We start from the raw sequence: 12,488 nt of genomic DNA, 5'->3' as shown, positions 1-12,488 counted from the left end.
CGCGAATATACTGAGTTTATAAGCAAATTTATATGCCTAGAAACTATATTGGGTTATCGTGTAGTTGCCACGATCCAAGTTTGGCAATTGTTAACTCTGATGGAGAGGTAGTATTTGCCGAAGCTGCGGAAAGATACCTGCAAAATAAACGGGCATGGTATAGCCCTCCAGACGATCTGATCCGGATGGGTGAGTTGCTTAACACCTATTGTGACAAAGATGCCGATCTAGTCTTAGCAAGTACGTGGCAGCCATCTACTCTCCGTAAAGCAGAATTTTTTTACTTTAATTCGTTAATACAAAATCCAGTTATTCAATTTTTATTGGGTTTACTAACTAGTGAAACACCTTTACCTGCACCACTTTTAAAGTTATTAATTTCTGGTACTGCCAAAAATACTGGCTTAAATACAGAATTTGTATTATTCTTAAAAAATCAAACAAATCCTCAAATTAATTCTCATTTGCAGGTGACTCGGAAGGCATTCGATCATCATCTGACCCATGCTGCGGCAGCTTGTTACAGCAGCCCTTTTGAAGAAGCATTATGTGTTATTGCTGATGGCTATGGTGAAGGTTCATCTACTGCTATATTCCACTACGATCGCGGCACTCTCAAGCCGATTCCAGGGATAAAGCCTTCCATACCCAGTTTAGGAATCTTCTTTGCTAAACTTTGTAACGCTTGTGGATTCGATTCTATCAGAGGGGAAGAATGGAAAGTAATGGGGCTAGCACCCTATGGCAAGCTGAATCAGGCTTTCTATCATTCACTCAAAGGGCTAATGGAAGTAAAAGATGGGGGATTTATATACAAGAATAAACAGTTAATTCAAGAATATGAATCAACATTAAATCATTACATATCAAAGCATTGGAAAAATCCCTACGATGCTGCCGATCTTGCCTATACAGGTCAACTTGTTTTCTCAGAATTAATGACAGATTTGCTCAAAAGCGCATATAAGATTTGTCCATCCGATCGTCTTGTGCTATCTGGTGGATGTGCGCTCAATTCAGCTTTTAATGGTCAGGTACTAGAATTAGTGCCTGAGTTTAAGAGTTGTTATGTTTTTTCTGCGCCCGGAGATGACGGTAATGCCATTGGTGCAGCTCTACTTGCTTACTATAGCGATCGCCCTCCCCAGAATAAACCTGCCAAGCTCCAATCACCTTACCTGGGTTCAACAATATCAGTGAAAACCTTGAGTAATTTAGAGCAATATAGCCGACTCAAAAAAGTTCCGTTGGAATGTGGCGAAACAGTCTTCCAAAAGGCGGCACAATTTTTAACCGAGGGTAAGATTATTGGCTGGATGCAAGGTAGGGCAGAATTTGGCCCTAGAGCTTTAGGAAACCGTTCGATTCTTGCCGATCCCAGGTTGCCTGATATTAAATTGCGGTTGAATGTAGAAGTGAAATATCGGGAGGAATTTCGCCCATTTGCTCCAGCTATTTTGCATGAATATGGTGCTGAATATTTTGAAAATTATCAAGAAACTCCGTATATGGAGCGTGCTTTACGCTTTCATCCACAAGCAGCAGAAAAAGTTCCAGGTGTAGTTCACGTTGATGGTACAGGTCGGCTTCAAACGGTTAAGCGAGATTGGAATCCCAGGTTCTACGATCTGATATCAGCTTTTTTTCAACTAACAGGAATTCCACTAATTCTGAACACAAGTTTCAATGTGATGGGAAAACCAATTATTCATACTGTGGAAGATGCGATCGCTGTCTTTATGACAACAGGCATGGATGTATTAGTTATTGAAGATGAAATTTATTTAAAGTAGCCCAATAGTCAGTCTTAATGAAATTAATAAATTTAAAATCCACATTAACTATTACTTTGATCGCTACATTAATTTTAGCTAGTGTTACTTTATTCATCTCCAAGGAATTAAATACCCAAACCACAAAGGAAAGAGAGAATACCCTAGCAAATGTCTCAGCCAAAAAGACATCTGATAGCAGTGTGACAGCGCTGGGACGAATCGAACCAAAGAATGCAGTGATCAAATTAACTGGGCCATCCTATCTTTATAGCGGTCGGGTAATTCAGATTTTAGTTAAAGAACAAGAGCAAGTTAAGCAAGGACAAGTCATTGCCATTCTAGATATTTTTGATAAACAGCAAGCAGCCTTAAAGGCAGCAAAGGAAAAAGTTCAACTTGCGCGATCGCAACTTAACCAAGTGCTAGCTGGAACAGCCAAAAAAGGGGAAATCGCTGCTCAAGAGGCAGCAGTTGCTAGCTTAAAAGCTGAGTTCCAAGGTCAAATTGCTACTCAAAAAACTAAAATTGCTCGTTTAAAAATTAAATTACTGAAACAAAAAAATGTTGACACAGCAGCCATTATGCGTTTAAAAGCAAACTCGAATCAAGCAGAAATTGATTGTCAACGTTATGAAAATCTATTTAAAGATGGGGCTACCAGTAATGCTACTCGTGATAGTAAATGTTTAGAAGCCAAAACTGCTTTGCAACAGCTTAAAGAAACAGAAGCCAACCAGGAGCAAGTTGTAACAACTTTGCCACAAGAAATTAGTGAAGCAGAGTCCACAATGAAACAAATTTTGTCAACTTTCCCTCAAAAGATTGCCCAAGCTAAAGCTATTCTTGACCAACTTCAGGAAGTTCGTCCTGTAGATATAGAAGTTTCTCGCTCCCAACTGAAGCAAGCGATCGCTGAAGTCGGTGAAGCTCAGTCAGAACTCGAACTAGCGTATGTGAAAGCACCTTTTCCAGGTCAAATTCTCAAAATTCACACTTGGCCAGGAGAAAGTATTGGTAGTAATGGAATTGTTGATTTTGGACAGACTCAAGAAATGTATGTGGTTGCAGAAGTTTATGAAACTGATATTGGACAAATTAAGCTAGGACAAATTGCTACTATCTCTAGTAAATCTTTACCATTTGAATTACAGGGTCAAGTAGAACAAATTGGCTTACAAGTCGGCAAAAAAGCAGTTTTCAATAACGATCCTAGTTTAGATATGGATGCTAGGATATTCGAGGTTAAAATTAAAATAAATTCAGATTATCTTGAGAAAATTACCCATTTAATTAATTTACAAGTAGAAGTTAACATCAATACCAATTCTTAATATATAGGATTCACCTTTTATTTTTTAACAAGACTCCCTACGTGTCTATCCCTGTTCCATTCTTACACAAGTAAATTCGGGAATAAAACCGGATTCCTATATAGGCTTAAGAGGATGTTTGAAAAGTCCTCTTGTCGGTATCAAAAGTTTTAGATTCCCCTAAATACCGCGATAAATTGGGGTATTTCTATTCCGATTCCCCCTTTTTTAAGGGAGGTTAGGGGGGATCTAAAAGTGCCTAAATTCACAGAAAAACACTTTTCAAACAACCTTTAATGTTTCCACCAATTTCTTTAGCTTGGCTTCAGTTAATTCATAAAAAGTCCCGCTTAATAATCAGTATTATTGGTGTAGCTTTTTCTGTAGCCTTGATGTTTACAACTACAGGATTAAAAGATGCACTTTTTGAAGATTCTGTCACTATACATAAAACTCTCCAAGCTGATTTAATTATTCTTTCTGCTGATTTTCAGTCATTTTGGACAATACATACAAATCCATTTCCTCGCCGGATTATGTATAGTTTATCAGCCATTAATGGTATAGTTTCTATCAATCCTTTTTATGTGGCTTTTGCCGGATTTAAAAATCCCGACTTAAAGACTAAAAAAAATATAGGTGTTGTTGCTTTTAACCCTGACAAACCGACTTTTAATCTAGCTGAAATTAATCAGCAAACATCAGTTATTAGAAATAATGAAAGTTTCTTATTCGATCGCCTTTCTCGTCCTGAATATGGTGGAATTGTAGATAAATTTAAAGCACTTAAAAAACCAGGTTCAGTTGTAACTGAATTATTGGATAATCAAATTAAAATTGGCGGTTTCTTTTCGATTGGAGGAGGAGTATTTTCTGCCGATGGATTATTAATTACTAGCGACTTGAATTATGCCAGTATTTTTAAAAGACCTATAGAAAAAGTACATTTGGGCTTGATAAGCATAACACCAGGAGCATCTCCAGAAGAGATTATTAATAAAATTAATCAAAAGCTACCTTACCAAGTTAAAGTAATAACTAAAGCAGAGTTCATAAAAACTGAAAAGTTGTATTGGCAAAAGGCAACTCCCATAGGTATAATATTCAATATTTTATCATTAGTTGGTTTTATCTTTGGAGCAGTAATAGTCTACCAAATTATCTTCACGCAAATTTCGGATTACATATCTATATATGCAACGTTTAAAGCCATTGGATATACAAATTTTTATATAATAGCTCTAGTTTTACAACAATCATTTTTGATGTCTATCATCGGTTATATCCCCGGATTGCTGGTCAGTTTAGGCTTATATAAATATATTCAATTTCATACTCGATTGCCAATGATATTAACCATTGAGAAAGTAATTGTAATCATATCTTTAACAATATTTATGTGTTTTTTTGCAGCATTGATGAGTGTATTCAAACTAAAAGATGCAGATCCAGCAGAATTGTTTCAATGAATTATTTAGAAGCTAAAGAACCGGAAAATGGAACCTCCTTATGTTATTGAAATTGATAATGTTAACCACTATTATGGTAGAGGTTCATTACGCAAGCAGACTTTATTTGATATAAATCTGACAGTTAAATCAGGAGAAATAATTATTCTGGCTGGGCCGTCAGGTTCAGGTAAAACAACCTTGCTGACATTGATAGCAGGATTACGTTCTATTCAACAAGGAAGCATTAAAATTTTAGGGACAGAGATATTCAAAGCAAGTAATCACAAACTTTTACAACTACGTCGTCAACTTGGTTATATTTTTCAAGATCATAATCTAGTTCCTTTTTTAAACGCTGTTCAAAATGTGGAAATTTCTCTATCACTAAATAAAGAGCTTTCTAAAAAAGAAGTTCGCCGAAAAGCAGAAATGATTTTAGAAGAAGTTGGATTGGGACAACACATGTATCGAAATCCAAATCAACTTTCTGGAGGACAAAAACAAAGAGTCGCGATCGCCAGAGCCTTAGTTACAGAACCCAAAATAGTTTTAGCAGATGAACCAACAGCATCCTTGGATAAAAACAGTGGGCGTGATGTTGTTGATATCATACAAAGATTAGCGAAACAGCGAGGATGTACTGTAGTTTTAGTAACTCACGATAATCGCATTCTTAATATTGCCGATCGCATTATTAGTTTAGAGGATGGTCGTTTATCCGTCTCCAAGGGAGAACTATTACTTGATATCAGTAATTTCATGTCAGCAATTAATGATATCGAAAGTAATCAAATCAATAGCATGATTGAAAATTTAAATAATCAAGAATTTGCGGATTTTCTGAATAAGTTAAATCGAGAATTCAAACAGTTGTTACAAACAGTTCATCTTTTCCAAGACCATTCTTTTAATAATAAAATAGATAAAATTATTAAAGTTATATCACTTAAGATTGCTCAAGTTCTCAAGGCAGAACAAGTAACATTTTTTATTGTAGATAGCGAACGCCAAGAACTTTGGTCTAAAAATGCTATAGGTTTAAACCAAGAATTAATTAGTATCAGAATTCCTTTTAATACCGGAATTGCTGGATATGTAGCATCAACAGGAAGAAGTGTTAATATTCCCGATCCTTACAACGATCCTAGATTTAATCGCAAAATTGATCTGGAAACTGGTTTTAGAACAAAAAATATTTTATGTTTACCAATATTTAATTCTCAGCAGGAGGTATTCGCTGTAGCTCAAATCCTCAATAAAATTGATGATATACCTTTTGATCGGGAAGATGAGCAAAATTTTTTTTTATTGACTAAATCCTTAGGAGTTATTCTGGAAACCAGTATTTTATATATCCAACAAATATCCTCGTCGGGAGGAGAGAAAGATTAACGCTTTTTCCTCAAAATCAAAAATATGTAAGTTAAGAGAATATTTTAAAAGTCCTCTTCTTAGTAGTAAAACGTTCGAGATACCCCGAAATCCATCGATAAATTGGGGGACTTTGACTCTTCCCCCTTTTTAACGATATTAGGGAGGATCTCAAAGTTTCTAAGGTAACAGCAAACGCTTTTCAAATAACCTCTAAATATGCCACAGTTTAAAGAATAAAATATGGATATTTTTACACGTATTGAATCAAATGTTAGGAGTTATTGTAGAGACTTTCCAACTGTTTTTGTGAAAGCTATAGAGCATGAGATATTTGATGACAAAGGCAATAGCTATATTGACTTTTTCTGTGGCGCTGGAGCGTTGAATTACGGACATAACAACCCTAAATTTAAACAATATCTGCTCGACTATATTCAAGGGGACGGTATTACCCATAGTTTAGATATGTATACCCAAGCTAAAGGTCAGTTTCTCGAAGCTTTTGAAAAACTGATTCTTAAACCGAGAAACCTAGACTATAAAGTAATGTTTCCAGGGCCAACAGGTACAAACGCTGTTGAAGCAGCGTTAAAACTAGCACGCAAGGTTAAAGGAAGACCAACCATTGTTCATTGTAAAAATAGTTTTCACGGGATGACACTAGGCTCACTTTCAGTTACTGACAATCAAAAATATAGAAATGCTTCAGGTGTTCCGCTCAGAAATTCTTACTCAATTCCGTTTAATAACCAACATCATGAACATGGGCAAGAATTAGATAAATTTTTCGAGCAATTAAACTTCCTTGGTGAAAAACCTGCCGCAGTCATTTTAGAAATCGTTCAAGCCGAAGGTGGTATTAATGTTGCTAGTGCATCATGGCTAAAACAGCTTTGGCAACAAACTCAAAAGCAAGATATTTTACTCATTGTTGATGATATTCAAGTAGGATGTGGAAGAACTGGAACTTTTTTCAGCTTTGAACAGTTTGGATTAAAGCCAGATTTAGTCTGCTTATCAAAGTCAATTAGTGGTTATGGAACCCCAATGTCTTTACTCCTGATTCGCCCTGAATTGGATTGTTGGGAACCTGGAGAACATAACGGTACTTTTCGCGGTAACAATCTAGCTTTTGTAACAGCTAGGGCTGCTATTCTTGAATATTGGCAAGATAATGAATTATTAGGAGAAATTAACCAAAAGTCCAGCATATTAACCCAAAATCTCCAACAAATAGTAGACTTATTTCCGGCGCTTCATGGCAAGCATCGGGGTCGAGGCATGATTCAAGGAATTGCTTGTCAGTCAACTGGAATTGCCTCCAAAATTAGGCAAACAGCTTTTCAGCGAGGATTGATTCTCGAAACTGCTGGTTCGCATAATGAAGTACTCAAACTGTTGCCACCTCTGACAATCAGTTATGAGGCTTTATATAAAGGATTAGCCATTATAGAAGAATCAATTGATTCTTCTCTAGCAAGTAATCTTAAATTATCAGGATATGAAAAGCACTAGCAGAGCTAAAACTGTTCCAATTGGACGACCGATCGCTAATACTCAAATTTATATTCTCAACCAATATTTACAACCAGTTCCAATTGGCGTTATTGGCGAACTTTATGTCGGTGGAGATGGTGTAGGCAGAGGCTATCATAATCGTCCCGAACTGACCCAAGAGAAGTTTATTCTTAACCCTTTTAGCAAAAAAACAGATGAGCGTCTCTACAAAACAGGCGATCTAGCTCGCTACCTTCCTGATGGCAATATTGAATATGTAGGTCGGTGCGATCATCAAGTAAAAATTCGGGGTTTTCGGATTGAATTGGCAGAAATTGAAGCAACTCTTGTTTCCCATCCTCAAATTCAACAAGCTTTAACGATCGTCTGGCAAACTTCATCGGAGCTAGAGCAACTTGTGGCTTATGTAGTTTCAAAAAAATCTTGCTTGAAGGAATCGCAACTGCGCCAATTTCTCAAACAAAAACTACCTGATTACATGGTGCCATCGAGCTTTATCATGTTAGAAGAAATGCCTTTAACTCCCAACGGAAAAATTAATCGACAAGCATTACCATCTCCAAGCCATTCTACTAAACAGGTGGGTGAGTTTATTCCTCCCCGTAATGTTGTGGAATTCCAACTTGCCCAGATTTGGTCAGAGGTGCTAGATGTCGATCGCCTTGGTATCAAGGATAATTTCTTTGACTTGGGTGGGCATTCTCTGCTTGCAGTTCGCCTCATGACCAAAATTGGGCAAAAGTTCCAAAAAAACCTGCCTTTAGCAACACTTTTTCAATCGCCAACCATTGAACAGCTAGCTAGCCTTCTGCAAGCTTCAATCACAGTTTCTAGTGGTTCCCCCCTAATCCCTATTCAGCCCCAAGGTTCTCTTCCTCCCCTATTCTGTATTCATCCTGGCGGCGGTCACGTCTTTTGCTATGTGGAAATCGCTCGGCAACTATCTCCCACTCGTCCGGTATATGGATTGCAAGCACTTGGTCTTGAGAGCGATCGCCAACCATTAACCAGTGTAGAAGAGATGGCGGATGAATATATCAAGGCTATACGGCAAGTTCAGCCCCAAGAACCTTACTATCTGGCTGGTTGGTGCAGCGGCGGCATCATCGCTTTTGAGATGGCGCAGCAGTTATTAGCTAGTGGGCATCAAGTTGCTTCCTTAGTGTTAATTGATAGTTATCCACCAACAGCGGCCGATCAACACGAGGACATCGGTGAGGATAGGCTCATGGCTATGCTGATCGAAGAGTTAAGTGGACTTTATGGCAAAGAATTAGCGATCGCCTTGGAAGAACTCCATCAACTAGACCCTCTCGAACAATTAAACCTCTTACTTGAAAAGGGGCAACAACTCGGCATTCTACCCAGTGAGATCGAAATACAGCAAGCACAAAGATTATGGAATGTTTTCTGTGCAAATTTTAGGGCTTGCCGTCATTACCAACTAAAAACTTACCCTGGCAAAGCTTTATTAATATGTGCTAGCGAAAACAATCAGCGTCCGATTCAAGATGCAAATTACGGTTGGAACAATATTATCAATCATCTGAAAATCTGTACAATTCCTAGTAATCATTACGCTATAGTCCAAACTCCTTTAGTCAAAAATCTGGTTCAAGCACTAGAAACAGTTCTGGAAACACCGCAAGAAAAATCAGCAATCAACAATGGCGATTGCGATTGTGGAACTATCTCAATACTGCTTGATTAAAGGAAAATAGATGATGGAATCAATACCGTAGCCAATTTACGAGGGTTCAGCGCCTGTAGAAACGCTTGCGGGGGGACAAAATGGTTTAGAATGCTTATATTGCAAAGAGTGTAGCAATTTGTGGTAAAAGAAAAAGAGCATTCATTCGCAACAAGCTCTATTTAATGATAATGCTACCCGAATTCTACGAGACAAACCTCAAGCGAGAATTGGGACGTGCACAATATTTAGGCGTTGCAGAATAGAAATATGAATTAGTGCGTAGGCGTAGCCCGTCGTAGACATCGCTATGGAATGTCCAAGGTGTACATCAACCCACATTCGCAAAAATGGTAAACAAAGAGGTAAGCAAAATTACATCTGTGTGAAATTTGGTTTTTGTTATTCTAAGTCAGAAGAAATGCTGAGACACTCTATTCGACTGGTCATACATTATCTCAAGTATGGTTCAGTGCTGCTCACGATGTGAGGTACAAGTCTTATTCCAGCGATGTCTACGACGGGCTACGCCTACGCACTGATTCATATTTTGATTCAGCAACGCCGGATATTGAAATTGGTTGTTATTTAATTATCAGAAAAGCTCCAGAAATGAGCGTGCATACCAAAGCGAATATAACTGCATGTTCCACTTTACTACTAATAATATTTATCGCCATTGCAATCAAAAATATAAATATAAAAGTTAATATTTTTAAAATATTTTCTGATTGCCAATCAATTAATGAATCATCTATTGATGTTGCCATTAATGGAATTAACAACTTTTGGAATTGGATATTCATTTGACGTTAATTTTTCTAATTTGTTTGCTTTTCATATATAAAAAGTAGCTTAACTCTTGTTCTCAAATCTTCTATCGTCAGGCATATAAAGAAGTCAGTGTCAAATCACTAGTTTCAATGTGTTAAAATAGCCAATCTTTCGTCATAAATTTGTCATAACGCTGTCAACCTGACATGAAATAATAAAAGTTTAACTAAAGTTCTTTGCGGTACCATGCCTTAAGCCGCAGGAGAGCTTACGTTCAAAAAATTAACTGTGACAAAGAGTTTTAGCTTTAACCCAATGGTAATTTCTGTAAAAAATTACTAATTCCAAATAAGATGTTCGTAAAAGGTTATCAGCAGCTAAAGACGGTAATGAGTATTACATCTGCTTCCAATAATCACCCAACGCCTCCAACCCGATCCTTTCCCCCGATAGAAGATTATGGGGTGATTGGCAATTGCCATACAGCAGCTCTTGTCAGTAGTTGTGGTTCGATTGACTGGCTTTGCTTACCTCGCTTCGATTCACCGTCTTTGTTTGCTCGGATTTTGGATCTAGAACGTGGTGGAAGCTGGAGTATTCAGCCAGCCACTGCTTGGTCAAGTAGTCATCAGTACCTAAATGAAACCAATGTACTAGAAACAATTTTTAGGTGTGAGTCAGGACGAATTTCGGTGCTGGATTTTATGGATATTAGCAACCAGGAGCAGCAGCAAAGCCGAATAGCACCTGGCAGGCTAATCCGAATTGTCGAGGTTAGTGAAGGAACAGTTGAAATTATGAGTACTTGCTCTCCTCGCCCTGACTATGGGCACACAATTCCCAAATTAGTCAAATCTGGCAACGAAGTCAGGTTTGATTCATTTACCGTTACTGGACCTGTTGAATGGCATCTGGACACAACAAGCAATACATTTATGTGTCACATAATCCTCCATGCTGGAGAAAGAGCGGTGTTCACGCTTTTGACTGAGGAGGACGCACAACTGCCAAATCTAGACCCAATGGATGCCTTGGCATCAACTTGCGCCAAATGGCGGGGTTGGGCGAATAAGTGTACTTATCAAGGAGCGTATCGAGACGCGGTTGTTCGCAGTGCGCTGACCTTACAATTGATGACTTATGCTCCTTCAGGAGCAATTGTAGCTGCACCGACAACTTCGTTGCCAGAAGAAATTGGTGGAGAGCGGAACTGGGATTATCGCTTTACCTGGATTCGGGACTCATCATTTACTCTTTATGCATTGCTATTAGCAGGTTATCTTGATGATGAGTGTCAGTTTTTCAATTGGATCGCCGAGACTGTGAAGATGGAAGGAACTGGAATCAAAATCCTTTACCCGATTACATCAAGTGGACAGGTTGTTGAGCAAACCTTAGATCACTTGCGGGGATATCGAGACTCGCAGCCAGTTCGGATCGGCAATGGTGCAGCAGGACAAGTTCAACTTGATGTCTATGGTGAGGTGGTTAGTGCTTTACATTTCGCCTGGAAGGTTGGAAAGTACGATCCAACTGCAATTTGGGAACACATCTGCCCACTAGTAGATTGGGCTGCTGAACACTGGCACGAACCAGATAGCGGCATCTGGGAAGTGCGTGGGGGTTTGCGACATTTTGTTTACGGGAAAGTGATGCTGTGGGTGGCATTAGACTGTGGCATTGAAATGGCTGAGGCGCTTGAGCTAACTGGTGATACTACTCGTTGGCGACAGGAGCGGCAACTAATCCGCAATGAAGTGTTTGAAAAAGGGTGGAGCGAAAAACTTGGTGCCTTCAAGCAATCCTACGAGGATGAAACTCTTGATGCCTCTAATTTACTAATGTCTAGTGTTGGCTTCATTGATGGAACTGACCCGCGCATGGTGTCAACAATTGATGCGACTATGGAACATTTAGTTGAGAATGGACTGTGTTACCGTTACCGAGATGCACCAGAAGGCGTGAGTGGTAAAGAGGCATCCTTTGTTCTTTGCACCTTCTGGCTGATCAACGCACTTATCTTGGCTCAAAGGGCTACAGAGGCTAGTATTTGGTTTGAGCAAATGCTGGCACGAAGCAGTTCGTTGGGACTATTTGCAGAAGAAATTGACTTTGAGACAGGGGCGCATCTTGGTAACTTTCCCCAAGCCTTTTCGCATATTGGCGTAATTAACGTTGCCGTTTCCTTAGCACATACAGGTAATATCGGAACAGTTGAACGGGTGCATATTGATGCAGCAAATGCTGCATCAAGAGGTGGCGGTGGATCGAGAACATAAGACAATTTTCAATGCTATTGTTTTTGAAAATATTTTTCCACCTGAAAGAGATATTAATAATGGTCGGGTTTATAAATGTTAGTAATCTTCTAAAAACTCTAAATTTTATTGCGATCGCAGGAATAAGTCCTTTTTGCGTGCGATCGCTACGGAAGATCGCTCTCGTTCAAATTTAATACTTTTGGAGCTAATCGTGCCACACCTGGTTCCCTTGTTTTCAGCCTAATACCAATTTAATATGAAGCTGCATAAAATAAAGCTTCCAGGATAAAGTTGTAAGAAGAGACAGAAATTACCTGCTCAAGTGTAAGTTGATC

Annotated in this window: 8 protein-coding genes and 2 pseudogenes; 9 read left to right on the top strand and 1 reads right to left on the bottom strand. The window is 38.5% G+C overall.

The window, feature by feature from the left end; all coding sequences use genetic code 11:
• The first annotated feature begins 32 nt into the window (after positions 1-32).
• The 8 genes and pseudogenes from V7K45_RS08100 to V7K45_RS32920 all read left to right on the top strand — a co-directional run.
• The gene (locus tag V7K45_RS08100; RefSeq protein WP_335002150.1) at positions 33-1,793 is read left to right on the top strand and encodes a carbamoyltransferase family protein; all 1,761 of its coding nucleotides are present in this window, start codon (positions 33-35) and stop codon (positions 1,791-1,793) included.
• 17 nt (positions 1,794-1,810) lie between these two features.
• The gene (locus V7K45_RS08095; RefSeq protein ID WP_335002148.1) at positions 1,811-3,106 is read left to right on the top strand and encodes an HlyD family efflux transporter periplasmic adaptor subunit; all 1,296 of its coding nucleotides are present in this window, start codon (positions 1,811-1,813) and stop codon (positions 3,104-3,106) included.
• Between the two features lie 275 nt (positions 3,107-3,381).
• A complete protein-coding gene (gene devC, locus V7K45_RS08090) occupies positions 3,382-4,554 on the top strand; it encodes an ABC transporter permease DevC (protein ID WP_335002145.1) in 1,173 nt (390 codons plus the stop codon).
• Between the two features lie 27 nt (positions 4,555-4,581).
• Entirely contained in the window at positions 4,582-5,928 is a 1,347-nt protein-coding gene (locus tag V7K45_RS08085) for an ATP-binding cassette domain-containing protein (protein ID WP_335002143.1), read from the top strand.
• Positions 5,929-6,150: 222 nt separating this feature from the next.
• Positions 6,151-7,425 carry a diaminobutyrate--2-oxoglutarate transaminase gene (ectB, locus tag V7K45_RS08080; protein WP_335002141.1) on the top strand — a complete coding sequence of 425 codons (1,275 nt, stop codon included), beginning with the start codon at positions 6,151-6,153 and terminating at the stop codon, positions 7,423-7,425.
• Positions 7,412-9,139 carry an alpha/beta fold hydrolase gene (locus V7K45_RS08075; protein ID WP_335002138.1) on the top strand — a complete coding sequence of 576 codons (1,728 nt, stop codon included), beginning with the start codon at positions 7,412-7,414 and terminating at the stop codon, positions 9,137-9,139. Before ectB ends, V7K45_RS08075 begins: the two co-directional genes overlap by 14 nt.
• Before the next feature lie 289 nt (positions 9,140-9,428).
• Positions 9,429-9,497, top strand: a pseudogene (locus V7K45_RS32925) (transposase-like zinc-binding domain-containing protein); the annotation flags it as partial.
• Positions 9,498-9,518: 21 nt separating this feature from the next.
• A pseudogene (locus V7K45_RS32920) lies at positions 9,519-9,608 on the top strand (IS1 family transposase); the annotation flags it as partial.
• A 94-nt stretch (positions 9,609-9,702) separates the two neighbouring features.
• Here the strand turns inward: V7K45_RS32920 and V7K45_RS08070 are convergent.
• Positions 9,703-9,924 carry a hypothetical protein gene (locus V7K45_RS08070; RefSeq protein WP_335002136.1) on the bottom strand — a complete coding sequence of 74 codons (222 nt, stop codon included), beginning with the start codon at positions 9,922-9,924 and terminating at the stop codon, positions 9,703-9,705.
• Between the two features lie 357 nt (positions 9,925-10,281).
• Here V7K45_RS08070 and V7K45_RS08065 point away from each other — a divergent pair, with 357 nt between their 5' ends.
• Positions 10,282-12,171, top strand: coding sequence for a glycoside hydrolase family 15 protein (locus V7K45_RS08065; protein ID WP_335002134.1), 1,890 nt, complete (start codon positions 10,282-10,284; stop codon positions 12,169-12,171).
• Positions 12,172-12,488 lie beyond the last annotated feature (317 nt).

This window comes from Nostoc sp., from assembly GCF_036917375.1.
Taxonomy (GTDB): domain Bacteria; phylum Cyanobacteriota; class Cyanobacteriia; order Cyanobacteriales; family Nostocaceae; genus Nostoc.
This window is presented reverse-complemented; position numbering and strand designations above follow the sequence as displayed.

Excerpts from the sequence above, each read along its gene's own strand:
- V7K45_RS08100 (WP_335002150.1), top strand. The coding sequence starts at position 33 with ATGCCTAGAAACTATATTGGGTTATCGTGTAGTTGCCACGATCCAAGT.
- V7K45_RS08095 (WP_335002148.1), top strand. The coding sequence starts at position 1,811 with ATGAAATTAATAAATTTAAAATCCACATTAACTATTACTTTGATCGCT.
- devC (WP_335002145.1), top strand. The coding sequence starts at position 3,382 with ATGTTTCCACCAATTTCTTTAGCTTGGCTTCAGTTAATTCATAAAAAG.
- V7K45_RS08085 (WP_335002143.1), top strand. The coding sequence starts at position 4,582 with ATGGAACCTCCTTATGTTATTGAAATTGATAATGTTAACCACTATTAT.
- ectB (WP_335002141.1), top strand. The coding sequence starts at position 6,151 with ATGGATATTTTTACACGTATTGAATCAAATGTTAGGAGTTATTGTAGA.
- V7K45_RS08075 (WP_335002138.1), top strand. The coding sequence starts at position 7,412 with ATGAAAAGCACTAGCAGAGCTAAAACTGTTCCAATTGGACGACCGATC.
- V7K45_RS08070 (WP_335002136.1), bottom strand. The coding sequence starts at position 9,924 with ATGAATATCCAATTCCAAAAGTTGTTAATTCCATTAATGGCAACATCA.
- V7K45_RS08065 (WP_335002134.1), top strand. The coding sequence starts at position 10,282 with ATGAGTATTACATCTGCTTCCAATAATCACCCAACGCCTCCAACCCGA.